The organism is Kitasatospora sp. NPDC087314 (assembly GCF_044744365.1).
GTDB lineage: Bacteria > Actinomycetota > Actinomycetes > Streptomycetales > Streptomycetaceae > Kitasatospora.
Map to the genome: position 1 here is coordinate 1 of NZ_JBIUYE010000018.1, position 24,315 is coordinate 24,315.

Below are 24,315 nucleotides of genomic sequence, written 5' to 3' on the forward strand. Positions count from 1 at the left end.
ACCCCGCCGAAACCCGCCAGGTGATCGCCTCCGCCCTGGCCATGCTCCGCACCAAGCACGCCGACCTGCCCAGCCGCAAGCACGGCAACCCGCCGCTCTGAAGCGTGTCTTCACCCACGGAAGGACCGACGGATGTTCCCGTACCTGCTACGCCGGGCCTGCGACCGGGCCCTCGTCGCACTGGGCTGGCTCGGCCTGTACTACGCCCCGGTGACCCCGCCGGACTGGCTGCCCGGCCAGGACGCCGCCGGAGCGGCCGCCGCCACCCCGCCCTCGCCCCGGCAGGCCCCGCCGCCCGGGCATCCGGACCGCCGCGGCGCGATCCGGCTCAGCCGCGAGGAGGAACGGCTCTGGGCCCAGCTCAACGACGCCTGGTGACGACCCGGCGCCGGCTCGACGCCGGCTCAGGACTGACTCGGTTCCGGACCGGTTCCGGCTCGCGGAAAGCCCGGCGACGGCACCGCGTGGTGAATCATGAAAGGTTCACAGGGCCGAGGTGACGGTGGCACTGGGATACGGGCCCGTCACACAGCAGACTCCTTGCCCGGGGGTTCCACCCCGCAACGCACCACCGGCCCGGCAGTCCTGACGGGTCGTCCGATGCGCACCGAGGAGAACCGGTATGTCCGTGATCAGCCCGGCCCGGGAGTTCACCTTCGAGGACCTCGCCTTCGAAGAGCTCGTCATCGAGGAACTTGCCGGCGGCCGCGAGCTCCCGGTGGCCGACACGTGCTACTTCTGCGTCTGCTACACCCCGGACACCGAGGACGTCGTCACCGCCCGGCTCGTCGGCCAACCCGCGTGACGACCGCAGCCGACCGGACCGCCTCGCCGCGGATCGCCTTCAAGTCGCACCTGCGCGTGGAGGTCGCTCCCGGCGAGGCGGTGTACCTCGTCTCCGAACGCGGCGTCACCGCCCTGCACGGCGCCCCGATCACCGTCCTGGCCCCGCTGCTGGACGGCACCCGGGACCTCCCCGCGATCCTCCGGGAGACCGCCGCGACGCTGCCCGCCCCCGCCGTCCGCCGGATGATCGAGCGGCTGGGCACGGCCGGGCTGCTGCACCACCGCACCGGCCCGGCCGCCTCCCGCGCCGCCGAGGCGTACTGGGAGCTCGCCGGGCTGGACGTGCCCCGCGCCCAGCGCGCCGGCGCCACCGGCACCGTCCGGGCCGTCGTCCTCGACGGCACCGACCCGGGCGAGACCGCCCGGACGCTGGCCACCGCCGGTCTCACCCTCGTCGACGCCGACGCCGACCTCACCGTCGTCCTCACCGCCGACTACCTCAGCCCCGACCTGGCCGAGGTCGACGCCGCCCAGCGCGCGGCCGGCCGGCCCTGGCTCCTGGCCAAGCCGGGCGGCACCACCCCGCTGATCGGCCCGGTGCTGCGTCCCGGCGAGGGCGCCTGCTGGCACTGCCTCGCCGAGCGGTTGGGCCGCAACCGGCAGGCCGACGCCCACGTCGGCCGGGTGCTCGGGCAGTACGGCCCGGTCGTCGCCCCGGAGGCCTCGCTCCCGGCCAGCCGCGCGGCCGCACTCCAGCTGACCGCGCTGGAGGCCGCCAAGTGGCTGGCCGGCCACCGCTACCCGGGCCAGGACGCCCTCTGGTCGCTGGACACCCTCGGCCTGGACGGCGGCCACCACCCGGTGGCCCGCCGCCCGCAGTGCCCGGCCTGCGGCGACCCGGGCCTGACCGCCGGGCGGGTACTCGCCCCGGTCCGGCTGCGCGGCCGCCCGGCCACGCACACCGACGCCGGCGGCCATCGCCACCTCGGCCCGCAGGAGGTGCTCGACCGGTACGGGCACCTGGTCGACCCGCTCACCGGCCTGGTCCAGGAGATCCGCCGCGACACCCGCGGCCCCGAGTTCCTCAACTGCTTCCACGCCGGGCACAACCCGGTCGCCGCCACCGGCACCCTGGCCCAGGTCCGGGCCGGCCTGCGCAGCACCAGTTCGGGCAAGGGGATCACTCCGCTGCACGCCAGGGTCAGCGCGCTGTGCGAGGCGCTGGAGCGGCACAGCGGGCACCACCAGGGCGACGAACCCACCATCCGCGGCAGCTACCGCGCGCTCGCCGAGGAGGCCGTCCACCCGGACGCCGTCCAGCTCTACGACCCCCTCCAGTACCCCGACCGGGCCGCCTGGAACGCCGCCAACAGCCCGTTCCACCACGTCGGCGACCCCTTCGACGAACGGGCCGAGGTCGACTGGACGCCGCTGTGGTCCCTCACCGGGCAGCGCCGCCGGCTGCTGCCCACCGCGCTGCTGTACTACGGCGCCCCGCAGGCCCGCGGCCACCGCTTCTGCCACGCCAACTCCAACGGCACCGCGGCCGGCGGCAGCCTGGAGGACGCCGTCCTCCAGGGCTTCCTGGAACTCGTCGAACGGGACGCGGTCGCCCTCTGGTGGTACAACCGCACCCGTCAACCGGGCGTGCGCGCCGAGTCCTTCGACGACCCGTGGCTGACCGAGTGCGCCGCCGTCCACACCCGCCTGGACCGCAGCCTGTGGGCGCTGGACCTCACCTCCGACCTCGGCATCCCGGTCTTCGCCGCGCTCTCCCGCCGCACCGACAAGCCGGCCGAGGACATCGTGCTCGGCTTCGGCGCCCACCTCGACCCGCGGATCGCGCTGCGCCGCGCCTTCACCGAGGTCAACCAGATGCTGCCCAGCGTGGTGGACGCCCGGCCGGACGGCGGCGGCTACTCCTGCACCGACCCGGTGCCGCTCGCCTGGTGGCAGGGCGCCCGCGCCGAGGAACACCCGTACCTGCTCCCGGATCCGGTGGTCGCGGCCCGCACCCCCGCCGACCACCCGTACCGGCCCAAGGGGGACCTGAAGGCCGAGGTCGACGGCGCGGTCGAGCTGCTCCGCGGGCACGGGCTGGAGCTGCTGGTGCTGGACCAGACCCGGCCGGACATCGGGCTGCCGGTGGTCCGCGTGGTGGTGCCCGGGCTGCGCCCGCACTTCGCCCGGTTCGCCCCGGGTCGGCTGTTCGACGCCCCGGTGCGGCTCGGCCGGCTCGCCGCGCCCACGCCGTACGGAGAGCTCAATCCGGTGCCGCTGTTCGTCTGAACGCCGGCCATCGGCACGTCCCCGAGGGGTCCGGCGCCCGCGGTAACCGGTGCCACGCCCCTGCGGTCCGTACACCTCCGGCCTCCTCCGGTCATCCGGTATCAAAGCCTGTACCAAAGTCCGGACACCCGTTCGGATCATGACCGTTCTTCTCACCTCCGCGTGCCATGCTGCCGGGAAGCATCCGCATCGAACGAGGAGACACAGTTGGGGGCCAGTGACGCCGCCGGGGGCCGACGTCCGGGGGGACCGATACCAGCGATCGAGCTCGCCCCACGCATGGCCGCAGTGATCACCGCCGTGGTCATCTGCGGGTTCCAGCTGGTGGCGGTGATCAACGTGTACCGCGAACACCCCGACACCCTGCTGTTCCTGGCCACGCTGGCCCTGCTCGGGGCGCACTGCGTCCTGCAGTTCGCCCACTCGCTGCCCAACTACCTGCCCTGGCTGTCCCGCCACTGGCGGGTCACCCTGCCGCTGCAGGCCCTGATGGTGTACCTCCCGTTCCTGGTGCACCGTCAGGCCTGGCTGGGCATGCCGGGCTTCCTCGGCGCCTCGGCACTGCTGCTACTGCCACACCCCGCGGACAAGCTGGTGCCGGTCGCGGTGGTGGTCAGCATCGGCACGCTGGAGCACGCGTTCGGCTTCGGGGCGGTGGACCTCGTGTACGGGCTGGTCGCCTGCGTCATCACCTCCCTGGTGGTGTACGGGTTGAGCCGGCTCTCCGAACTGGTGGCCGAGGTGCACCGGTCCCGGGCCGAACTGGCCGGCCTGGCCGTCGCCGAGGAGCGGCTGCGCTTCGCCCGGGACCTGCACGACCTGCTCGGCTACAGCCTGTCCGCGATCACCCTGAAGAGCGAGCTGACCCGGCGGCTGGTCTACCGCCAACCCGAGCGCGCCGAGGAGGAGTTGACCGAGATCCTGCAGACCGCCCGGCAGGCGCTCGCCGACGTCCGCGCGGTCAGCCGGGGCTACCGGAACATGTCGCTGGTCCAGGAGGCCAACGCGGCCCGGCCGATGCTCTCCTCGATCGGCATCCAGAGCACCTTCCGACTCGACTACCAGGGCGTGCCCGACCCCGTCGACACGGTGCTCGCGACCGTGCTCCGCGAGGGCCTGACCAACATGCTGCGGCACAGCCGGGCCGCCGCCTGCGCGATCGAGGCCGGGTCCGGGCCGGGCCTGGCCAAGGTCTCCATCACCAACAACGGGGTCGGCCAGCGGCCCGTACCGCTGACCAAGGAGCGTGGCGGCACCGGCATCGGCAACCTCACCACCCGGGTCGAGGCCCTCGGCGGAACGCTGCGCTCCGGGGTGCGGCCCGACGGCTGGTTCGAGCTCACCGCCGAGATCCCGCTGCCGGCGCCCGCGGCCTGAACGGATCCCCGCGCCGTCCGGCGCCACGCCACGGGGGCGGGCCGGCGACGCCGTTCCACCCGGACTCCACCCGGCTCCGAGCGGCGTTCGCCATCCTGTGGTTCGGGAGGACGAACCTTGAACACAGCAGGACGCCTGGCTGGTCGGTCGGCGCTGATCACCGGCGGCGCGGGTGCGGTGGGCGCGGACATCGCGCGGCGGCTCGGCGCGGAGGGCGCGGCCGTCGCCCTCGGCCACCACGACGGCGCCGAACGGGCCGAACGGCTGGCCGCCGCACTGGAGGAGGCCGGCGGCCGCGCCACCGCGATCCGGGCCGACCTCACCGCACCCGACGGCGCCGTCCTCCTGGTCGAGGCCGCGGCCACCGCGTTCGGCGGCCTCGACATCGTGGTCAACAGCGCCGCCGTCACCCACTGGCGGCCGCTGGAACGGACCCCGCTGGAGGACATCGACCACGTCCTCGGCCTGGACGCCCGCGCCCCCTACCTGGTGATGCAGGCCGCGGCCGCCCGGCTCCCCGCCGGCGGGCGGATCATCAACCTCTCCTCCGACCTCGCCTCGCGCGCCCTGCCCGGCAGTTCGCTCTTCTCGGCGTCGATGGCCTTCGTCGAGCAGGTCACCCGGGTCGCCTCCGCCGAACTCGCCGACCGGCGGATCACGGTGAACGCGGTCGCGTACGGCCCGGAAACCACGGGGCTGGCCGCCATGGTCGCCCTCCTCGCCTCGCCCGAGGCGGCCGAGATCACCGGGCAGGTGATCAACCTGACCGGAAACGCCTCCTGATCATGCCGCCCCGAACCCCCTCGGACTGACGTACCCTGCTCACAGCCAATTGGCGAGGGGCGCCAGCTGGACGGGGGAGTGACGGATGGTCAGAATTCTGATAGCCGAGGACATGGTGATCCTGCGTCGGGCCCTGGTGGCCCTGCTGGAGATGGAGCCGGACCTCGACGTGGTGGCCGAACTCTCGTCGGGGGACGAGATCGTGCCCACCGCCGAACGACTCAACCCGGACGTCGCCGTGCTCGACATCGACCTGCCCGGCCGCGACGGCATCGAGGCCTGTGAGCTCCTGTCCCGCACGGTCCCGGGCTGCCGTTCGCTGATCCTCACCAGCCTCGGCCGCCCCGGCAACCTGCGCCGCGCCCTGAACGCCAACGCGGCCGGCTTCCTGCTGAAGGACACCGAGCCGGAGAAGCTGGCCGCGGCCATCCGCGCGGTCGCCCGCGGCGAGCAGGTGATCGACCCGGACCTCGCCCTCTCCACCCTGTGCGCCGGCGACAACCCGCTCAGCTCGCGCGAGATCGAGGTCCTGCGCCTCGCGGCCGACGGCGAGGACATCACCGCCATCGCCCGCTCGCTCTACCTGGCCGTCGGCACCGTGCGCAACTACCTGACCGCGGTGTCCGTGAAGCTCAACGCGCGCAACCGGGTCGACGCGGTCCGGATCGCCCGCGACGCCGGCTGGATCTGACCACCGCCGGCCCCGCGACCGCCCGCCCTCAGCCGGCCAGCCGGGTCCAGCCGCGCAGCAGTTCGCCGGACTGCTCGACCGCCCGGCTCGCCCGGTACAACCCCGCGCCCCGGACGGCGGCCGACCGGTACACCGGGTCGGCGTCCTCGGCGAACTCGGGCCGCCCGCTCACCGGATGCGGCCGGGAGCGCACCACCACACCCGCCGCGACCAGGTAGGCCAGGACGGCCCGGACGGTGGCCCGCGGCGGCCGCCCCGCCAGCCGCTCGGCCAGCTGCCCCACCGTCAGCCCGGGGCCGGGCGGCACCGGCAGCGCGCCCAGCAGCGCCACCGCCTCGCCGTGCAGCTCCAGCCGGCTGCCCGACACCGGGGACTCCAGCCGCAGGCCGTCCCGGTCGGAGCGGGCCCAGACGTACCGGGAGAGCCGGTAGCGCTCGCCCGGCCGGCCGGGCCGCGGCTCCCGGTGCCCGGTGCGGGTCAGCGGGACGACGGAGAGGAGCAGCGACCCGCCGTCGGTGGCCAGCGAGGCCACCACGCAGTGCGTGAGGCCGGCCAGCACGGCCCGCAGCCTTAGCGCGTCCTCACTCGGCCCGGCACCCCGTACGGCGTCCCAGTCCGGGTAGTCCGGCACCACGTTGGTCAGCGACACCGGCCCGTACGACATCCGCCGCAGCGCCTCCCGCACGGCCTCCGCCGAGACCTCCAGCCGCCTGGTCCCCCAGGGGCCCTGCAGCACCACCGGGCCGTCCGGCCGCAGGGTCAGCAGCGTGTCCTCCCGAAGCGAGCGCAGCTCGCGATACGGCCGCCCCCCGCCCGGCGCAACCGGTGATCCCACGTCCACGGCCTCCCGTCAGCTGGTCCTCCGGCCCCGAGTCTGCCCGTCTCGTCTCGCGGCGCGCCAGTGATCCCGCCATGTCCGGAACGTGAAGTTCTCACACCCCCGGCAGACGGAACTCCCGGCTCCCGGCGCCTCGTACCCGAGGATCGCCGCGCTGGGCGAGGACCTGGTGTCCGGGGCGCCGGAGGAGCGGCTGTCCTGGATGTTCCGGGTGGTCGTCAACGGGACGCTGGCGACGCCCCGACCCGACTGACCTCGGGCCGGTCCGCCCTCGCCCGCGCGACCTCAGGCCCCTGCCGCGGCCGCCCGGGCGAGGGCGTCCAGCACCGGACGGATCAACGGGTGCCCGCCCGCGCCGGCCCGGACGGCGGCGAAGACGCGCCGGGTGGCGAGTTCGCTGTCGACCGGCCGGACGGCTATCCGGCCGAGGTCGACGCCGCGCAGCGCCGACCGCGGCACGAGGGCGACGCCGGCGCCCGCCGAGGCGAGGGCGACGACGGCCCGGAAGTCGTCCGAGGAGTGCACGAGGCGCGGCTGGAAGCCGGCGTGCTCGCAGGCCAGCAGCACCACGTCGTGGCACGGGTTGCCCGGGTAGGGGCCGATCCACCGCTCGTCGGCCAGCGCGGCGACGGCGAGCGGCCCGGCCTCGGCGGCCAGTGGGTGGCCGAGCGGCAGCACGGCCTCGAACGGTTCGGCGTACAGCGGGACGCGGGTGAGCCGGGCGTCGTCGGCGCGCGGGGCGCCCCGGTACTCGACGGCCACCGCGAGGTCGGCCCGGCCGTCCAGGACCATCGGCAGGCTGGCGTCGCCCTCCGCGTCCAGCACCTTGAGCCGGACTCCGGGCGCCTGCTCGGCCAGCAGCCCGATCGCCGGGGCGAGGACGAGCGCGATGCCGGTGGCGAAGGAGGCGACGGTGACCTCGCCGGAGACGCCTCCGCTGTAGGCGGCGAGGTCGGCCTCGGCGCGCTCCAGCTGGGCGAGCACGGCGTCGGCGTGGCCGAGCAGGATCTCCCCCGCGGCGGTCAGGCGCACGCCCCGGCCCTCGCGGGCGAGCAGGTGGTGGCCGGTCTCCTGCTCCAGGGCGGCCAGCTGCTGGGAGACGGCGGAAGGGGTCAGGTAGAGGGCGGCCGCCGCGGCGGTCACGGTGCGGTGGTCCGCCACGGCCCGCAGGGTCCGCAGCCGTCGTGCGTCGATCACAGGCCAATTCTGCCAGCGTGCCGGGGTGGTCCCCGCCGGGCCGGGTGACGCCCTCGGACAGGGGCTCCCCGGGCCGGTACCACCCCTGGCGTATTTCCGGACGAGATCGCTTCGCCCCGTTGACCATCGGGCCCGGCGCCGCTTGGCTCTTCCCGAGCCGGGCCGCGGGGGAGTCGACGGTCCGGCGCCGTCGTCTGGGGAGGATGTCCATGATCACCGCACGATCCCGCCGCTGGCTGGCCCGTACCGGCTGCGTCCTGGTCGCGGCCGCCGTGGCCGGTGCCACCATGCCGGCCGCCGAGGCGAAGCCGCTGATCGGCGAGACCGCCCGGGTGAGCGAGGGGCTGAAGGGAGCCCAGCCCGACGGCTTCTCCTACGCGATCGGCCTGAGCCTGGACGGCCGCTCGGCCCTGTTCTCCTCGTCGGCGGGCAACCTGGTGTCCGGCGACACCAACGGCGTGGACGACCTCTTCGTCCGGGACCTCTGGACCAGGCGCACCGAGCGGGTCAGCGTCGCCGACGACGGCTCCCAGCTGAACGCGGCGACCTCCGACGCGGCGATCAGCGGCGACGGCCGCTACGTGGCGTTCAGCACCACCGCGACCAACGTGGTGCCGGGGCAGCCGAACCACCCGAGCGACATCTTCGTCCGCGACCGCTGGACCGGCCACACCGAGCTGATCACCGCCGGCGGCGGCTCGACCGACGACGAGACGATCCGCAACGCCTACTCCCCCACCCTGAGCTGGGACGGCCGCTACGTGGCCTACTCCTCCGACCGCACCGACCTCGCACCCGGTGGACGACGCGGCAAGTTCAACATCTTCGTCACCGACCGCTGGACCCGCACCACCCGGCTGGTCACCACCGGCGCCGACGGCACGCCCGCCAACCAGAACTCGTTCCAGCCGACGATCAGCGCGGACGGCAGCACCGTCGGCTTCACCTCGCGGGCCGGCAACCTGCTCCCGGCCGACCAGCCGGACGCGCCCTCCACCGCCGCGGCGGCCGACGCCGCGGGCACCCCGGCCGATCTGACCGACGCGGCCGACGCCGCCGAGGTGGCGGCGGCGTCCCGGTCGAAGTCCGGCCCTCAGCCCGAACTGACCGGCCCCCGCTTCTACCCGTACTACGTGTGGAACGCGCACACCGGCCGGATCGCCGGCGCCAGCCTCGACGAGACCGGCCAGCTCCGGGGCACCGCCCTCGACGGCCGGATCAGCCCCGACGGCCGCTACGCCCTGTACGGCCTCCCGGTCTTCGGCGGCGGGGACGGCCCCCGCCACATCCGCATGGACGTGTACGCCCGCGAGTTGTCCACCGGCACCGTCACCAGGGTCAGCGCCACACCGCCGGGCACCACGACGACCAAGTCCTCGTCCAGCGGCGTCATGACGCTCGACGACCGCTGGGTGTACTTCGACTCCGACGCCGACAACCTGGTGCCCGGCGACACCAACCAGCAGACCGACGTCTTCCGCCGCGACCTGCGGACCGGGCGCACCGAGCGGGTGAGCGTCGCCCGGGACGGCTCGCAGAGCACCGGCGGCTCCTACCGTCCCTCGGTCGACGCCCTCGGCATCACGGTGCTCTTCACCGCCGACGACGGCACGCTCGTGCCGGGCGACACCAACGACGCCACGGACGTGTTCCTGCGCCGCGCGCTCTGAACCCCGGGGTCGGGCCACTCACCGAGCGGCCCGACCCCCTTGCCGGATACGTTTGTTGACGTATTTTCCGCCGGGATCACCCACGACCGTTGACCACCGTTCCGCCCGACGATTGGCTCTCCTGAAGCCCGTCGCCGGGAGGGAACCCGGTCGGGCGATCACAGGGGGGAAGGACAGACTTCATGGCACGCACCACCCGCAACCGGTGGCTGGCCGGAGGCGGCAGCGTCCTCGTGGCCGCCGCCGTACTCGCCTCGACCGCCGCCCCCGCCCAGGCCGACCCGGCGCCGCGCGGCACCGTCCAGGTCAGCGTCGGGCTGAACGGCGCCGCGCCGGACAACCAGGCGTGGAGCAAGGCGATCAGCGCCGACGGCCGCTACGCCCTGTTCACCTCGTGGGCCACGAACCTGGTGGCGCAGCCCGCGAAGAGCGGACGCGACGCCTACGTCCGCGACCTGAGGACCGGCCGCACCGAGCGGATCAACCTGTCCGCCGACGGCAGCGCGCTGGACGGCTTCACGGACTACGTCGCGATCAACGCCGACGGCCGCTACGTCGCCTTCGACAGCGACGCCGCGAACGTGGTGCCCGGCATGCAGGTCCAGGGGCGCGACGAGGTGTACCTCCGCGACCGGAGGACCGGCCGCACCGAGCTGATCAGCGGCGGACTCGCCGGCACCGACACCGACCGGTTCCACGCCTCGTACGCGCCGTCGGTCAGCGCGAACGGCCGCTACGTGGCCTTCGTCTCCAGCCGGAAGGACCTCGTCCCGGGTCTCCAGGGCGACGACCCCTCGCTGGCCCGGCCCTACACCTGGGACTACAACGTCTACGTCACCGACCGCCGGACCGGGAAGACCCGTCTGGTGACCCTCGGCGTGGACGGCAAGCCCGGCGACGGCATGTCCCTCAACCCGACGATCAGCGCGGACGGCCGCACCATCGGCTTCACCTCCTTCGCCGGCAACCTGCTGCCCGCCGAGCAGACCCCCGCCCTCGCCGCCCCGGCCGCCGAGGCCGCCTCCCCCGCCGACGTGGAGCTGGCCCCGGGCATCGCCCCGGCCGCGCCCCGCAGCGCCCGGGCGGGCCTGGCGCAGCCGAACCTGGCCCGGCCGACGACCGGCGCCTACTACACGTACGATGTGGCGTCCGGCCGGATCTCCGCCGCGAGCCTCGACCTCGACGGCAAGCTCGGCTACGCGAGCTTCGACGCGACGATCAGCCCCGACGGGCGGCACGCGATCTACGCCCTGCCCGAGCCCGGCGGGTCGACCAGCGGCCACCGGTACCACACCGTGCTGTACGTCCGGGACCTCGGGAAGGGCACCGTGACGAAGATCAGCGGCGGCCTGCCCGGCACCGCCTCGGTCGGCTCCTCCGACCACGGCCGGATCACCGCCGACAACCGCTGGGTCTACTTCGCCTCCGCCGCCGACAACCTGGTGGCGGGCCCGCAGCACCCGGGCTGGGACGTCTACCGCCAGGACCTGCGCACCGGTCGTACCGAGCGGATCGCCACCGCGCCGGACGGCTCGCTCGGCAACGGCTCCTCGCTCGACCCGGTCGTGGACGCCCGCGGCCGTACGGTGGTGTTCGGCTCGACCAGCGGCAACCTGGTCGCCGGTACCGGCGGCCCGGAGAACACCGGCTACCAGGTCTTCGCCCGCACCACCGGGCACCACGGCGACGACGACCGGGGCCAGGACCACGGCCAGCAGGACGACGACCAGGGCCACGGCCAGGACGACGACTGACCGCGAACCGCTGACGGGGGCGGGACGTCGGCCGGGGCCGGCGTCCCGCCCCCGAAGCGGGAGGGTGGGGCAGGTGGTCGGTGGGCCGTGCGGTGGGGCGAATCGATTCGCCCCCACTGCACGACGGTGGTGAGCCCGCAGGCCGGTCCGGTTCCGAGCGGACCGGCCCGCGGGCGGCTCGTGGGACCGCCGGGCTACTCCCCCAGCTCGGCGCGCGCGTCGACGAAGGCCGCCACGGCGCGCTCGACGTCCTCGGTGGAGTGCGCGGCCGACAGCTGCACCCGGATCCGGGCCTGGCCGTGCGGGACCACCGGGTAGGAGAACCCGATCACGTACACGCCGCGCTCCAGCAGCAGTTCGGCGAGCCGCCCGGCCTTGGCCGCGTCGCCGATCATCACCGGGGCGATCGGGTGGTCGCCCGGCAGGATCTCGAAGCCGGCCTCGGTCATCTTGGTGCGGAACAGCGCCGTGTTGGCCGCCAGCCGCTCGCGCAGCTCGTTGGAGCTCTCGACCAGGTCGAGCACCTTCAGCGAGGCCGCCGCGATCACCGGGGCGAGCGAGTTGGAGAACAGGTACGGGCGGGAGCGCTGGCGCAGCAGGGCGACGATCTCCCGGCGGGCGGCGACGTAGCCGCCGGAGGCGCCGCCGAGCGCCTTGCCGAGGGTGCCGGTGATGATGTCCACGCGGTCCATCACGCCGTGCAGTTCGGGGGTGCCGCGGCCGCCGGCGCCGACGAAGCCGACGGCGTGCGAGTCGTCGACCATGACCATGGCGTCGTAGCGGTCGGCCAGGTCGCAGATCTCGCGCAGCGGGGCGACGTAGCCGTCCATCGAGAACACGCCGTCGGTGACGATCAGGCGGCGGCGGGCGTCCTGGGTCTCCTTGAGCTGCTGCTCCAGGTCGGCCAGGTCGCGGTTGGCGTAGCGGTGGCGGCGGGCCTTGCTGAGCCGGATGCCGTCGATGATGCTCGCGTGGTTGAGCGCGTCGGAGATGACGGCGTCGCGGTCGTCGAGCAGGGTCTCGAAGACGCCGCCGTTGGCGTCGAAGCAGGAGGAGTACAGGATGGTGTCCTCCTGGCCCAGGAAGGCCGAGAGGCGGCCCTCCAGCTCCTTGTGGACGTCCTGGGTGCCGCAGATGAAGCGCACCGAGGCCATGCCGTAGCCCCAGCGGTCCAGCGCGTCCTTGGCTGCGGCGAGCACCTCGGGGTGGTCGGCCAGGCCGAGGTAGTTGTTGGCGCAGAAGTTCAGCACCTCGCCGGGGCGGCCGCCGCCGGTGACGGTGACCTCGGCGCTCTGCGGGGTGCCGATGATCCGCTCGGGCTTGAAGAGGCCTGCCTCGCGGATCTCGTCGAGGGTGGTGGCGATGTCGGCGCGCACGTTGTCGAACACTGCGGACTCCTAAATCGGATCGTCTGGTCGGATCGTCGTCGATCGGCGAGGGGCTCAGGCGGACCAGTCGAGGATGATCTTGCCGCAGCGGCCGCTGGCGGCGTCTTCGAAGGCGGCCTCGAAGTCGGTGGCGGCGTACCGCCCGGTGATCACCGGGCTGAGGTCCAGGCCGCCCTCCAGCAGCACGGACATCGCGTACCAGGTCTCGAACATCTCGCGGCCGTAGATGCCCTTGATGGTGATCATCGAGGTGACGATCGAGGCCCAGTCGACCGGGAACTGCTCGGTGGGCAGGCCGAGCATCGCGATCTTCCCGCCGTGGGTCATGTTGGCGATCATCGACTGCAGCGCCTCGGGGCGGCCGGACATCTCCAGGCCGACGTCGAAGCCCTCGCGCAGGCCGAGCTTGCGCTGGCCCTCCGCGATGGTGTGCTCGGAGACGTTCAGCGCCAGCGTGACGCCGACCTCGCGGGCCAGGTCGAGGCGGTACGGGGAGACGTCGGTGATCATCACGCTGCGGGCGCCGGCGTGCTTGGCGACGGCGGCGGCCATGATGCCGATCGGGCCGGCGCCGGTGATCAGCACGTCCTCGCCGACCAGCGGGAAGGACAGCGCGGTGTGCACGGCGTTGCCGAACGGGTCGAAGATCGCGGCCACGTCCAGGTCGACCGGCACCCGGTGCACCCAGACGTTGGACGCGGGCAGGGCCACGTACTCGGCGAAGGCGCCGTTCCGGCCGACGCCGAGGCCGACCGTGTTGCGGCACAGGTGGCGGCGGCCGGCCTGGCAGTTGCGGCACTTGCCGCAGACCAGGTGGCCCTCGCCGCTGACCAGGTCGCCGACCGCGATGTCCACGACGCCGGCACCGGTCTCGGCGACCTCGCCGACGAACTCGTGGCCGAGCACCAGCGGGGTGGTGATGGTCTGCTGGGCCCAGCCGTCCCAGTTGCGGATGTGCAGGTCGGTGCCGCAGATGCCGGTGCGCAGCACCTTGATCAGCACCTCGCCGGGGCCGATCTCGGGCTTCGGGACGTCCACCAGCCAGAGCCCGGGCTCGGCCTTCTGCTTGACGAGTGCCTTCACGGCGTCGGCTCCTGACGTGCGAGTGGGGCGGCCTTCGGGGGTGGGCAGGCCGAGTGACCCCGGTGTGGCCGTTTCCTGGCGGACGCGTTCCGGGCACGCAGAAATCTGCCTGGTGGGGGCGGGTGCGGTCCATCGAGGAATTCTTAAGGGCGGCCACAGCTGGGCTAAACGATCGTGCCCGAGCTGAAGCCGAGGGCGGGTGCGGCGTGCCGGTGCTCACCCGTTCGGCCGAGCGCGGGACGCCTTCGGCGACACCAACCTCCGGACGGGCGGCGGTCCTTGACAGCGCGGGAGGCTCGCTCGACTCCGCGAGGGGCGTTCCTCGACCCGCACGGGAGGCGGCGGGCGCCAGTCGGGTTGCGGCACTCGGCTGACCGGTGGGTCCGTTCGGGTCAGCCCCGTGGTGACCGGCGCGCGGGCGCGCACCGGCGGTGCTTACGGTGGCGGCGCTCCCCCCGCGGCCCCGTGGAGCGCCGCTCCGGGGCCGCCCGCCCCAGAGAGGCGCCTCGACCTATGACCAAGACCCGACGGCCGCGTCCGGCCGCGTCCCGCTCCGCCGTTCTGCCCCGCTCCGCCGTCTCCCGCTCCGCCCGGCGGGCGACCGCCGCCGCCCTGGCCCTGACCGGCCTGCTCGCGGCGGCGGCCTGCTCCGGCGATCCGCAGTCGGCCCGGCAGGTCGGCGACCCGGCGGTCACCGCCGAACCGGTCGCGATCAGCCCGGCCGCGCCGGGTCTCGGTGCGGGCTCCGCGTCCGCCTCGGCGTCCGCCTCCGGTGCCCACTCCGGCTCCGCGAGCGGTGCGGCGAGCGGTTCCGCGAGCGGTTCGGCCGGCGTGGTGCTGCCGCTGACCTCCGACGTCATCAACCGGCTGGACACCGCGATCGAGCAGGTGATGAGCCAGGCCTCCGTGCCCGGCGTGATCGTTGGGCTGACCACCCCCGACGGCAGCTACCAGCGGGCCTTCGGTCAGGCCGACAAGGTCGCCGGCACCCCGATGTCCGCCGACATGAACATGCGGATCGGCAGCGAGACCAAGACCTTCACGGCGACCGCCGTGCTGCGGCTGGTCGATCAGGGCAAGGTGGGGCTGGACGACCCGATATCCAAGTACGTGGACGGCGTGCCCGGCGGCGACGGCATCACCGTCCGCCAGCTCGGCGAGATGCGCAGCGGCCTGTTCCCGTACAGCTCCGACCCGGACTTCGTGAACGCGCTGATCACCGACCCGAACCGGGTGTTCACGCCGGACCAGCTGCTCGCCTACGGGTACAAGCACCCGGCGAACTTCCCGCCGGGCAGCAGGTTCGAGTACAGCAACAGCAACTACATCCTGCTCGGCAAGCTCATCGAGAAGGTCGGCGGCCAGCCCGCGGCCCAGTTCCTCAAGCAGCAGGTGTTCACCCCCGCCACCCTGAACGGGACCGTCCTCCCGGTCGACGCGACCTTCCCCGACCCGCACGCCCGCGGCTACACCGACCAGACGCCCACCGGCGCGACCGCGGACGCCACCGACTGGAACCCGTCCTGGGCCTGGACGGCCGGGGCGGTCGTCTCCAACCTCGCCGACCTGCAGAGCTGGGCGAAGTCCCTGGCCACCGGCACGCTGCTGAACCCGGCCACCCAGGCCGAGCGGCTGAAGACCCTGCCGACCGGCGAATCCGGCGTCGGGTACGGCTTCGGGTTGTTCGACAACAACGGCTGGATCGGGCACAACGGCTCGCTGCCCGGGTACGAGACCGTGACGGTGTACCTGCCGCAGTCGCAGGCGACGCTGGTGGTGCTGCTCAACACCGACGTGTCGTACCAGGGTTCGGAGCCCTCCTCGCTCTTCGCGCAGGCGATCACGCAGATCGTCTCGCCGAACAACGTCTACTCCATCCCGCCGATGGCCACCGGTTCGCCGTCGGCATCGACATCGCCCTCGGCATCGGTCTCGCCGTCGTCGCCGTCGGCCTCGCAGTCCGCCGCCCCGACCACCTCGCCGACCGTCTCCGGCACCGCGTCCAACTCGCCCGCCTCCGTGCCCGCTTGACCGTCTGGAGCCCGACCCGGTGCGCCGGGCCGGGCTCCAGGCGTTTCGTCACGCGCGGTTCCGTCAACCGCCCCCGCCCAGCACGCGCGCCAGATCGTAGGAGACCGGCTCCTCAAGCTGCGCGTAGGTACAGCTCTCCGGCGTACGGTCCGGCCGCCAGCGGCGGAACTGCGCGGTGTGCCGGAAGCGGGTGCCCTCCATGTGGTCGTAGGCGACCTCGACCACCCGCTCGGGCCGCAGCGCGACCCAGGAGAGGTCCTTGCCGCCGGTCCACCGGCTGACCGCGCCCGGCAGCCGCCCCTCGGCGTGCGCGGCCTCGTCCGCCCAACCGCCCCAGGGGTGGCGGGAGAGGTCGGTCATCCGCAACGGGGCCAGCTCCTCGGCCAGTTCGCGGCGGCGGGCCATCGAGAACGCGGCGCACACGCCGACGTGCTGGAGCCGGCCCTCGGTGTCGTTGATGCCGAGCAGCAGCGAGCCGACCACCGGGCCGCTCTTGTGTTCGCGGTAGCCGGCCACCACGCAGTCGGCGGTGCGCTCGTGCTTGATCTTGAACATGGTCCGCTCCCCCGGCCGGTACGGCTGCTCCAGCGGCTTGGCCACCACCCCGTCCAGCCCGGCGCCCTCGTACTCGGCGAACCAGGTCTGCGCCAGGTCGCGGTCGGTGGAGGCGGGGGCGGTGAACACCGGGTCGCGGGCCCCTTCCAGCGCCGCCTCCAGGGCGGGGCGGCGAATCGACAACGGCTCGTCCAGCAGCGCGACGTCACCGAGGGCGAGCAGGTCGAAGGCGATGAACGAGGCGGGCGTCCGCTCCGCCAGCAGCCGCACCCGGCTCGCCGCCGGGTGGATCCGCTCCAGCAGCTCCTCGAACCGCAGCCGGCCGTCCCGGGCGATCACCACCTCGCCGTCCAGCACGCAGCGCGGCGGCAGCTCCCGTTTCAGCGCCGCGACCAGTTCGGGGAAGTACCTGGTCAGCGGCTTGCCGGTGCGGCTGCCGAGTTCCACCTCATCGCCGTCACGGAACACGATCGTGCGGAAGCCGTCCCACTTGGCCTCGTACTGCATCCCCGGCGGGATCTTGGCCACCGACTTGGCGAGCATCGGGGCCACCGGCGGCATCACGGGCAGGTCCATGGCTCCGATCCTCGCGCCAAGCTCCTCGGGGCGCGCGCCGGGCGCGGCGCCCTTAGCGTGAGAGCCATGGGCTCAGCCGTGGAACTGGATGTCGCCGGGCGCAGCGTCCGGCTGTCGAACCCGGACAAGGTGTACTACCCCGAGCGCGGCTTCACCAAGCTGGACGTCGCGCAGTACTACCTGGCCGTCGCCGACGGCGTGCTGCGCGGACTGCGCGACCGGCCGACCACGCTGCAGCGCTTCCCGGACGGCGTGGACGGCGAGTTCTTCTACCAGAAGCGCGCCCCCAAGGGCCTGCCGGACTGGCTGCCCACCGCCCGGATCAGCTTCCCCAGCGGCCGCTCCGCCGACGAGATCTGCCCCACCGAGCCGGCCGCCGTGCTGTGGGCCGCCAACCTCGGGTGCCTCACCTTCCACCCCTGGCCGGTCCGCCGCACCGACACCGAGCACGTCGACGAGCTGCGCATCGACCTCGACCCGCAGCCCGGCACCGACTTCCACGACGCCGTCCGCGCCGCCCACGAACTGCGCGCCCTGCTGGCCGAGTACGGGCTGCGCGGCTGGCCCAAGTCCTCCGGCGGGCGCGGCCTGCACGTGTACGTCCCGCTGGTGCCCGAGTGGACCTTCACCGACGGCCGGCACGCGGTGATCGCCCTCGGCCGGGTGCTGGAGCAGCGGATGCCAGGCCAGGTCACCACCGCCTGGTGGAAGGAGGAGCGCGGCGAGCGGATCTTCGTCGACTACAACCAGATGGCGCGCGACCGCACCATCGCCTCCGCCTACTCGCTGCGTGCCCGCCCGCGCGCCACCGCCTCCACCCCGCTGCGCTGGGAGGAGCTCGACGACGCCTCCCCGGAGGACTTCGACCTGCGCACCGTCCCCGCCCGCTTCGCCGAACTCGGCGACCTGAACGCCGAGATGGACGGGCAGGCGTTCCGGCTCGACGCCCTGCTGGAGCTGTACGACAAGCAGCTGCACGACGAGGGCCTCGGCGAACTCCCATACCCGCCCGACCACCCCAAGGCCGCCGGCGAGCCGACCAGGGTGCAGCCGAGCCGGGCCCGGAAGAAGTGATCGGTCTAAGCTGGCACCCTTCGACCGAGGACCGACGACGGAGGGGTTCGGATGGGCACGCGGGGGCTGGCGGAGATCCTGGCGGATGCGGCGGGCGGGGTGTTCCCGCCCTCGGACGGCTCGGTGACGGTCGTACCGCAGCCGTCGCCGCGCGAGGCCGGGGTGCTGTCCTTCTCCGCCCACGCGGTCGTCTTCACCGACGAGGACCCGGACTGGGTGCACCGGACGCTCGCCGCCGTCCCCAGCGACCCGCTCGCCGCGCCGCTGTGCCCGCCCTTCCTCACCGCCTTCGCCGAGCGCACCGGACGCGTCGTCAACAACATCGACCTGCTGACCGTCGCCCGCCGGCTGCCCGGCGAGCCGCCGCTGCCGCTGACCCGGGTCGACGACCGGGAGCACCCCCGGGTCGTCCGGGCGCTGCGCTACCGCGAGGACGTCCGGGTGTTCACCGCCGACGGCGGCGTCCTGGTGCTCGGCCGGGGCGTGGCCGGCCGCTGGGAGTGCGCGATCGAGGTCGACCCGCAGGCCCGCGGCCGCGGCCTCGGCCGGGCCCTGGCCACCGCCGCCCGGCACCTGCTGCCCGAGGGCGAGGTGATCTGGGCCCAGCAGGCGCCCGGCAACGCCACCAGCGTCCGCGCCTTCCAGGCCGCCGGCTACAAGCCGGTCGGCGCGGAGACACTGCTCGTCCTCGGCCGCCCGTGACCCACCCGCCCGGCGGCGCGACGCGGGACGGAGCTGCCCTGCGAACCGGCCGGGCTCACAGGCCCGTCATGGCGAACACGAACCAGACGACGCCGCCGAGCGCCACCAGGGTGGCCAGCAGGACGCCCCCGATCGCGGCGGACATCATCAGCGCCTGACCGGCCCGCCACTCCCGCAGGCCGGCGCCGATCAGCAGCACCCCCACCACCCCCGGCACCAGGGTCAGCGCCAGCAGCGTCAGCGTCCGGGCCACCTCGGCGTCCGACACCAGGTGACACTCGTCCCCCTCACACACCGCCCGGACGTCCTCCCCCACCGGCGCGCCCGCCCAGATCCGGGCGTGCTCGTCCGCCGGGCCGCCGTTGTCCGGGTGGAACACGCCCCGGCAGTCCGAGGGGGGCGGGCCGTCCTCGTACTGGGAGATCAGACACCGCTCCGCCCGGAACGTCCCGGGCACCCCCACCAGCCCCGCCGCCTGCCCGAACTGCCGTACCGGCCCGCCCGCCAGCCACCCGGCCAGCCACACCAGCAGCACCCCGGCCACGACCGGCCCCCACCGCCGCACCGCCACCCCCATCGACCCACCCCCGCTGGTGTGACGCCCTCGGCGGCCGGGTGGTTGCACGGGCGGCCGCGGCGGACCGGAGACCGATCAGCGGCTTCAGCGGGCCAGGGCGCCCGCCGGGGCCAGTTCGGCGATGATCCGGACCGCCTCCGCGATCTGATCGCCCGTCAGGTCCCCGCGGGCGGTCAGCCGCAGCCGGGACACCCCGTCCGGGACGGACGGCGGGCGGAAGCAGCCGACGGCGAGCCCGGCCCGGAGGCAGTCGGCGGCCCAGCCGACGGCGGCCTCCGGGCCGGGGGCGCGCACGGACACCACGGCCGCGTCCGGCTCGCAGGCCTGCAGCCCGGCGGCGGTGAGCCGGGCCGCGAGGCTGCGGGCCACCTCGCGGGTGCGGTCGGCGCGGTGCGGCTCGGCGCGCAGCAGGCGCAGCGCGGCGAGGGCCGCGCCGACGGCGGCCGGGGCGAGGCCGGTGTCGAAGATGAAGGTGCGGGCGGTCTCGGTGAGGTGGCGGATCACCCGGCGCGGCCCGAGCACGGCGCCGCCCTGCGAGCCGAGCGACTTGGAGAGCGTGACGGTGGCGACGGTGTCGGGCTGCCCGGCGAGCCCGGCCGCCGCGAGGGCCCCGGCGCCGCCGGGCCCGAGGACGCCCAGCCCGTGCGCGTCGTCGACCAGCAGCGCGGCGCCGTGCGCCCGGGCGGCGGCGGAGAGGGCGGGCAGCGGGGCGGCGTCGCCGTCCACCGAGAACACCGAGTCGGTGACCACCAGCGCCCGCGGCCGCTCCCGCCGCCCCAGCACCTCCCGTACGGCCTGCGGGTCGCTGTGCGGGGCCCGGTGGACGTCCGCGCGGGCGAGTCGGCAACCGTCGATCAGCGAGGCGTGGTTGTAGGCGTCCGACACGATCAGCGTGTCCGGATCGGTGAGCGCGGTCAGCGCGGCCAGGTTGGCGGTGTACCCGGAGGAGAACACCAGCGCCGCCTCCACCCCGCAGAACGCGGCGAGCTCCTCCTCCAGCTCGGTGTGCAGCGCGGTCGTCCCGGTCACCAGCCGCGACCCGGTCGAACCCCCGCCCCACCGCACCGCCGCCTCCGCCGCCGCACCGGTCACCACCGGATGCCTGGTCAGCCCCAGATAGTCGTTCCCGGCCAGGTCGAGCACCGGATCCCCCGCCTGCCGACTGCGCAACCTCCGCGTCAGGCCCGCGTCGGCCCGCAGCGCGGCGGCCTCGTCGAGCCAGTCGAAGACGGCCGCCGGGGCGAGATCGGTGGTGTGCGTTCCGGACGCAAGCGGTTGGACCATGCCCGGCACTCTGGCACGCCCCGCAGCCCCGATCAATGTGCCCCTCGGCACAACGTCGACGGCCAGTCCTTGTTCGAGTTCACCTGCATTTCACCTGACTTACATATCCAAGATGCCTGAACCCCTCGCATTCTCAGCGGCCGTAACATTTCCGCAAACAGGACTCGGTCAGAACGCCGGCTCCCGATAGGCTTCCGAACGATCTTTACCTGGGGGGGTAGTGACCATGGTGGACCTCGAATTCGAGCGCCGAATGAATCCGTGGCTTTTCGACGGCAACGGGAATCCGACCGAAGAGGCGAAGAAGCAGTTCCCCGACCTGGCCGGCGCCAACGCCGCCCCGGTCTCGCTCGGTGCCCCCGGAGGCGGCCAGACCGTCACGGCGAACCCGGGGGTGATCCAGCAGGCCGCACAGAACGCCTTCGCCCTCCGCGACGCCGTCAGGACCGAGTGCGGCAGGCCCGGGGAGCACGTCAACGCCGCGGCGGGCGCACTCAAGGGCTGGGCCGTCGGCGGAGCGCTCACGGCCTTCTGGGGCACGTGGACAAACCAGGCCGACGGTCTGCAGAGCACCGTCGGCGACATCGGCACCAACCTCCAGGCCACCGCCCAGGGCTACACGAAGACCGAGGCCGACATCCACGCCGGCTTCACGCAACAGGGCACACAGGGCGTGCAGGGCTGACCGCGGCACGAGTGGGGAAGCAACAGAGATCATGGTGACGTTCGGCCAACTCAGGCAGGTCGACCTCGGCGGCCTCAACTCGGCCGCCGGTGACTTCGAGAACCTGGTCCGCACCTGGGACCTCACCCGGCGCATGCAGAACGAGGTCATCGGCACCGTCCAGCAGTCCGGCTGGCACGGCGACGCCGCCGGCCTCGCCACCGCCAAGCTCACCTGGGCCCGCGACCAGATCCACGCCGCCTTCGAGGAGGCGTCGGCCATCTCCAAGACCCTCCGCGACGCCCACACCGAGCTCACGGCCGCGAAGAAGGACCTGGACACGGCCGTCCAGCACGCCACCACCGACGGCCTCACGGTCGACGGCGAGGGCGCGGTGCACTGGCCGCCGCCCACGACCGACGCCGACAAACACGATCCCGAATACACCAGGAGCTGGCAGGCCAAGGCCGACGCGGCCGCCAAGGCCATCGGCGCCGCCCTCGACCGGGCCACCGAGGCCGACCTCGCCGCCGCCAACGCCCTGGGCAACGACACCGGCAGCGACGGCACGGTGTTCAACGCCGCCCCGGTCGGTGGCCTCCCGGAGGAGGAGGCCAAGGAGGCCACCTTCATCCTCGGCCTCGGCGACAAGGCCACCGACGCCCAGCTCGCCCACCTCCGGACCCTGCTGGACCACCACAGCAGCGACCCGCGCTTCGCCGCGTCCTTCTACGGCAACCAGGACCCGCAGACGTTCCTGGCGAAGTACGGCGCGATGGCGCAGAGCGCCGACTCCGCCAACAGCACGGCCCGCTCCGCCGCGATCAAGGGCATCCAGCAGGGCCTGGGCCTCACCCTGGCCACCGCGACCGACAGCAAGCAGCAACCGCACGTCTCCGACGACTGGGAGACCAGGCTGCGCGCCGGCGGCGCCCAGCAGATCCCCGTCCCGGCGGGCGCCGATCCCGCCCACAGCCCGTACGGCTACCAGATCCTCGCCAACGTCCTGCGGAACGGGAAGTACGACCCGCACTTCCTCAACCCGATCGCCGAGCACGTCACCCAGCTCACCCAGGAGAACCCGATGCGCTGGGACGCGGCAGGCAAGGCCGCCTACCCGTTCACCGACCTCAAGTTCATCGGTGTGCCCGACAAGGACGGCAACGTGCGGGGCATCAACCCGATGTCCGCCGTCCTGGAGGCCCTCGGCCACAGCCCGGAGGCGGCCACCAGGTTCTTCCACGACGCGCCGACCACCTACAACCCGGACGGCACGGTCAAGCGCACCGGCGGCGAGAACACGTACCTCACCATGCTCACCGACAGCGGTTCCCGCTCCCTCCTGCTCGACCAGCAGTACCCGCCCCGGCCCAACCCCGGCACCGCCGACCCCTTCGACGTCACCGCCCTCGGCCACGCCCTGGAGGCCGCCACCACCGGGCGGGCGTACGACGACGTCAACGCCCCATTGCCGCAGCACACGCGGGACATGAGCAGCGTCATGAAGCAGGCCGTCCAGCTGTTCGGCAGCACGGAGGGCCCGGACCTGCTCTACGGAGACAAGGCACTCTTCGGAAACCTCAACGGCAGCCTCGGCAACATGACCGCCGCCTACATGGCCGATGTCCAGCACAGCCTCGACGGCACCTCCACCCGGCTACCCACGGCGGGGGCGCCGACCGGGCTCGACAAGAACTCGACCGAGCGTCTGCTCGCCGTCCTCGGTCGCAATCCGGACGCCTACGGGGCCATTGCCAACGCCCAGCAGGCCTACACCACGGCCCAGATCAACGACGTGATCGCGCACCGTGGCGACCACGGCGACCTCACGGCCGCCGTCCAGAACGTCGCCAGGCCCGGTGGTGAGGTCAGCGGGATCATCACGACAGCCATGGTGGACGAGGTCTACACCAAGCACGCGGCCAGCGACGCGGCGTACAACGCCGCCGTCGACCAGAAGGCCGGCTGGGCGGGCAAGGTCTGGGACCTCACCGGCGGCAAGGCGGCGGGTGCCGTCCCAGGTGTCGGCGGGGCCGCGGACTTCACCGTGAACAAGATCATCGAGCACGTCGCGGAGAGCTACAAGGTCGACACCCACAACGCCGCCAGTGACGAGGCCCTCGCCGCGGCGAACAAGGCTCAGCAGGCCACCATCGACACCGCCGAGGCTGCCGTTCGCGACGCCGCCACCGCCGCCGGACTGGACCCCAGGTACATCGACGACCTGGCCCCGAATGCCGCCGGCAAGGTCAAGGACGGCTACAACAGCGGCGTCAGCAACTTCAAGGAAGCAACCCATGTCTGACGAGCGCACCGCCTCGGCCCCGGCCGGCACCTTCGAAACCGCCCTGCACGAGGTCGCGAGGGCCCGCACACGGCGGCGGCGGTGGCTTGCGATCATCGGGCTGCCCGTCGTCGCGGCCGCCGGGGTCGGGGCCTGGGTGTGGAAGCCGTGGCAGTCGGTCAACCTTCCGGAGTCCGCCTGCTGGTCGGTCGTGACCAAGGCCGATCTCAAGCCGCTCGCCGACGACGACGGCACGGCCACCGTGGACTCCTCCGGGGACCTCTCGGGCAGGATGCCCTATCCGGACTGCCGGATCTACTGGAACGGCGCCAAGCACAAACCCCTGCTGAGTGTCACCGTGCTGCATCCCAGCGATACCGTCTACAACCACGTCCTCGGGCTCGGCAAACCGGGAACCCCGCTCGACCCAAGGCCGATCGAGCTCGGCGCGGGTGTCACGGGATGGATCACCCGCGACGCCAACGTCGATCTCGTCTACCGGTGCGACGCCGCGGACGCGGCGGACTCGCCGTTCCGGGAGATCCTGGTGAGCGGCGGTCCGGTGTCGGGCGACAGCCACAGCGCCTCGGTACGCGAGGCCCATGTCGGGCTCGCCTGGCGAACCGCGGCCGCGGCCATCAGGGCCGAGGGCTGCCGCAGCGCCGCCTTGGTCGCCTCCCAGCCGGCCGCTCCCGCGCAGTGACCATGACCC

General features: G+C 73.7%; 22 protein-coding genes. 15 read left to right on the forward strand and 7 right to left on the reverse strand.

Translation table 11 applies throughout. The features are described 5' to 3' along the window. Positions 1-132 precede the first annotated feature (132 nt). The 6 genes from ACIO5E_RS32890 (at position 133) to ACIO5E_RS32915 (ending at position 5,926) form a co-directional block, all read left to right on the forward strand. The gene (locus tag ACIO5E_RS32890; protein WP_400674991.1) at positions 133-378 is read left to right on the forward strand and encodes a DUF6059 family protein; all 246 of its coding nucleotides are present in this window, start codon (positions 133-135) and stop codon (positions 376-378) included. Between the two features lie 244 nt (positions 379-622). Further along, positions 623-805 (forward strand): hypothetical protein, encoded by a 183-nt coding sequence (locus ACIO5E_RS32895; protein ID WP_400674994.1) that lies wholly within the window; start codon positions 623-625, stop codon positions 803-805. After that, complete coding sequence (locus tag ACIO5E_RS32900; protein WP_400674996.1) at positions 802-3,075, forward strand: TOMM precursor leader peptide-binding protein; 2,274 nt, start codon at positions 802-804, stop codon at positions 3,073-3,075. Before ACIO5E_RS32895 ends, ACIO5E_RS32900 begins: the two co-directional genes overlap by 4 nt. Before the next feature lie 279 nt (positions 3,076-3,354). Continuing rightward, positions 3,355-4,452: a sensor histidine kinase gene (locus tag ACIO5E_RS32905; RefSeq protein WP_400674998.1), complete on the forward strand. Its 1,098-nt coding sequence runs from the start codon at positions 3,355-3,357 to the stop codon at positions 4,450-4,452. Positions 4,453-4,569: 117 nt separating this feature from the next. Continuing rightward, the gene (locus tag ACIO5E_RS32910; protein ID WP_400675001.1) at positions 4,570-5,235 is read left to right on the forward strand and encodes an SDR family oxidoreductase; all 666 of its coding nucleotides are present in this window, start codon (positions 4,570-4,572) and stop codon (positions 5,233-5,235) included. Between the two features lie 85 nt (positions 5,236-5,320). Then, positions 5,321-5,926, forward strand: a complete 606-nt coding sequence (locus tag ACIO5E_RS32915; RefSeq protein ID WP_400675003.1) for a DNA-binding response regulator — start codon at positions 5,321-5,323, stop codon at positions 5,924-5,926. A 28-nt stretch (positions 5,927-5,954) separates the two neighbouring features. Here ACIO5E_RS32915 and ACIO5E_RS32920 read toward each other — a convergent pair whose 3' ends face one another. Next, positions 5,955-6,761, reverse strand: a complete 807-nt coding sequence (locus tag ACIO5E_RS32920; RefSeq protein ID WP_400675005.1) for a hypothetical protein — start codon at positions 6,759-6,761, stop codon at positions 5,955-5,957. A gap of 88 nt (positions 6,762-6,849) precedes the next feature. On the opposite strand from ACIO5E_RS32920, the gene ACIO5E_RS32925 reads away from it, so the two are divergent. Further along, the gene (locus tag ACIO5E_RS32925; protein ID WP_400675007.1) at positions 6,850-7,017 is read left to right on the forward strand and encodes a hypothetical protein; all 168 of its coding nucleotides are present in this window, start codon (positions 6,850-6,852) and stop codon (positions 7,015-7,017) included. Between the two features lie 32 nt (positions 7,018-7,049). Here ACIO5E_RS32925 and ACIO5E_RS32930 read toward each other — a convergent pair whose 3' ends face one another. After that, positions 7,050-7,961: a LysR family transcriptional regulator gene (locus ACIO5E_RS32930; RefSeq protein ID WP_400675010.1), complete on the reverse strand. Its 912-nt coding sequence runs from the start codon at positions 7,959-7,961 to the stop codon at positions 7,050-7,052. A 209-nt stretch (positions 7,962-8,170) separates the two neighbouring features. Between ACIO5E_RS32930 and ACIO5E_RS32935 the strand changes: the two genes are divergently transcribed. Together ACIO5E_RS32935 and ACIO5E_RS32940 are read left to right on the forward strand one after the other, a co-directional pair. Continuing rightward, a complete protein-coding gene (locus ACIO5E_RS32935; protein ID WP_400675013.1) occupies positions 8,171-9,631 on the forward strand; it encodes a TolB family protein in 1,461 nt (486 codons plus the stop codon). Between the two features lie 182 nt (positions 9,632-9,813). Then, positions 9,814-11,385: a TolB family protein gene (locus tag ACIO5E_RS32940; protein ID WP_400675016.1), complete on the forward strand. Its 1,572-nt coding sequence runs from the start codon at positions 9,814-9,816 to the stop codon at positions 11,383-11,385. A gap of 194 nt (positions 11,386-11,579) precedes the next feature. Here ACIO5E_RS32940 and ACIO5E_RS32945 read toward each other — a convergent pair whose 3' ends face one another. Both ACIO5E_RS32945 and tdh read right to left on the reverse strand, forming a co-directional pair. After that, positions 11,580-12,773 (reverse strand): glycine C-acetyltransferase, encoded by a 1,194-nt coding sequence (locus ACIO5E_RS32945; RefSeq protein ID WP_400675018.1) that lies wholly within the window; start codon positions 12,771-12,773, stop codon positions 11,580-11,582. A 54-nt stretch (positions 12,774-12,827) separates the two neighbouring features. After that, the gene (tdh, locus tag ACIO5E_RS32950; RefSeq protein ID WP_400675020.1) at positions 12,828-13,856 is read right to left on the reverse strand and encodes an L-threonine 3-dehydrogenase; all 1,029 of its coding nucleotides are present in this window, start codon (positions 13,854-13,856) and stop codon (positions 12,828-12,830) included. A gap of 513 nt (positions 13,857-14,369) precedes the next feature. Between tdh and ACIO5E_RS32955 the strand changes: the two genes are divergently transcribed. Beyond that, complete coding sequence (locus tag ACIO5E_RS32955; protein ID WP_400675022.1) at positions 14,370-15,887, forward strand: serine hydrolase domain-containing protein; 1,518 nt, start codon at positions 14,370-14,372, stop codon at positions 15,885-15,887. Positions 15,888-15,950: 63 nt separating this feature from the next. Here ACIO5E_RS32955 and ACIO5E_RS32960 read toward each other — a convergent pair whose 3' ends face one another. Continuing rightward, positions 15,951-17,018 carry an ATP-dependent DNA ligase gene (locus ACIO5E_RS32960; protein ID WP_400675025.1) on the reverse strand — a complete coding sequence of 356 codons (1,068 nt, stop codon included), beginning with the start codon at positions 17,016-17,018 and terminating at the stop codon, positions 15,951-15,953. Positions 17,019-17,084: 66 nt separating this feature from the next. On the opposite strand from ACIO5E_RS32960, the gene ligD reads away from it, so the two are divergent. Both ligD and ACIO5E_RS32970 read left to right on the forward strand, forming a co-directional pair. Continuing rightward, positions 17,085-18,092 carry a non-homologous end-joining DNA ligase gene (gene ligD, locus ACIO5E_RS32965; RefSeq protein ID WP_400675027.1) on the forward strand — a complete coding sequence of 336 codons (1,008 nt, stop codon included), beginning with the start codon at positions 17,085-17,087 and terminating at the stop codon, positions 18,090-18,092. A gap of 51 nt (positions 18,093-18,143) precedes the next feature. Next, entirely contained in the window at positions 18,144-18,794 is a 651-nt protein-coding gene (locus tag ACIO5E_RS32970) for a GNAT family N-acetyltransferase (protein ID WP_400675030.1), read from the forward strand. A gap of 55 nt (positions 18,795-18,849) precedes the next feature. Here ACIO5E_RS32970 and ACIO5E_RS32975 read toward each other — a convergent pair whose 3' ends face one another. Together ACIO5E_RS32975 and ACIO5E_RS32980 are read right to left on the reverse strand one after the other, a co-directional pair. Next, complete coding sequence (locus ACIO5E_RS32975; RefSeq protein WP_400675033.1) at positions 18,850-19,371, reverse strand: hypothetical protein; 522 nt, start codon at positions 19,369-19,371, stop codon at positions 18,850-18,852. Positions 19,372-19,455: 84 nt separating this feature from the next. Then, complete coding sequence (locus ACIO5E_RS32980; RefSeq protein WP_400675035.1) at positions 19,456-20,655, reverse strand: 8-amino-7-oxononanoate synthase; 1,200 nt, start codon at positions 20,653-20,655, stop codon at positions 19,456-19,458. Between the two features lie 226 nt (positions 20,656-20,881). Here ACIO5E_RS32980 and ACIO5E_RS32985 point away from each other — a divergent pair, with 226 nt between their 5' ends. From ACIO5E_RS32985 to ACIO5E_RS32995, 3 genes are read left to right on the forward strand one after another with little or no spacing between them, the layout of a single operon-like run. Continuing rightward, on the forward strand, positions 20,882-21,340 hold the full coding sequence (locus tag ACIO5E_RS32985) for a hypothetical protein (RefSeq protein ID WP_400675038.1): 459 nt from the start codon (positions 20,882-20,884) through the stop codon (positions 21,338-21,340). 31 nt (positions 21,341-21,371) lie between these two features. Next, positions 21,372-23,624 (forward strand): hypothetical protein, encoded by a 2,253-nt coding sequence (locus ACIO5E_RS32990; RefSeq protein WP_400675041.1) that lies wholly within the window; start codon positions 21,372-21,374, stop codon positions 23,622-23,624. Continuing rightward, positions 23,617-24,306, forward strand: a complete 690-nt coding sequence (locus ACIO5E_RS32995; RefSeq protein ID WP_400675044.1) for a hypothetical protein — start codon at positions 23,617-23,619, stop codon at positions 24,304-24,306. Before ACIO5E_RS32990 ends, ACIO5E_RS32995 begins: the two co-directional genes overlap by 8 nt. Positions 24,307-24,315 lie beyond the last annotated feature (9 nt).

Coding starts and splice junctions, on each gene's coding strand:
- ACIO5E_RS32890 (WP_400674991.1), top strand. CDS start 133: ATGTTCCCGTACCTGCTACGCCGGGCCTGCGACCGGGCCCTCGTCGCA.
- ACIO5E_RS32895 (WP_400674994.1), top strand. CDS start 623: ATGTCCGTGATCAGCCCGGCCCGGGAGTTCACCTTCGAGGACCTCGCC.
- ACIO5E_RS32905 (WP_400674998.1), top strand. CDS start 3,355: ATGGCCGCAGTGATCACCGCCGTGGTCATCTGCGGGTTCCAGCTGGTG.
- ACIO5E_RS32915 (WP_400675003.1), top strand. CDS start 5,321: ATGGTCAGAATTCTGATAGCCGAGGACATGGTGATCCTGCGTCGGGCC.
- ACIO5E_RS32935 (WP_400675013.1), top strand. CDS start 8,171: ATGATCACCGCACGATCCCGCCGCTGGCTGGCCCGTACCGGCTGCGTC.
- ACIO5E_RS32940 (WP_400675016.1), top strand. CDS start 9,814: ATGGCACGCACCACCCGCAACCGGTGGCTGGCCGGAGGCGGCAGCGTC.
- ACIO5E_RS32955 (WP_400675022.1), top strand. CDS start 14,370: ATGACCAAGACCCGACGGCCGCGTCCGGCCGCGTCCCGCTCCGCCGTT.
- ACIO5E_RS32960 (WP_400675025.1), bottom strand. CDS start 17,018: ATGGACCTGCCCGTGATGCCGCCGGTGGCCCCGATGCTCGCCAAGTCG.
- ligD (WP_400675027.1), top strand. CDS start 17,085: ATGGGCTCAGCCGTGGAACTGGATGTCGCCGGGCGCAGCGTCCGGCTG.
- ACIO5E_RS32970 (WP_400675030.1), top strand. CDS start 18,144: ATGGGCACGCGGGGGCTGGCGGAGATCCTGGCGGATGCGGCGGGCGGG.
- ACIO5E_RS32975 (WP_400675033.1), bottom strand. CDS start 19,371: ATGGGGGTGGCGGTGCGGCGGTGGGGGCCGGTCGTGGCCGGGGTGCTG.
- ACIO5E_RS32980 (WP_400675035.1), bottom strand. CDS start 20,655: ATGGTCCAACCGCTTGCGTCCGGAACGCACACCACCGATCTCGCCCCG.
- ACIO5E_RS32985 (WP_400675038.1), top strand. CDS start 20,882: ATGGTGGACCTCGAATTCGAGCGCCGAATGAATCCGTGGCTTTTCGAC.
- ACIO5E_RS32990 (WP_400675041.1), top strand. CDS start 21,372: ATGGTGACGTTCGGCCAACTCAGGCAGGTCGACCTCGGCGGCCTCAAC.
- ACIO5E_RS32995 (WP_400675044.1), top strand. CDS start 23,617: ATGTCTGACGAGCGCACCGCCTCGGCCCCGGCCGGCACCTTCGAAACC.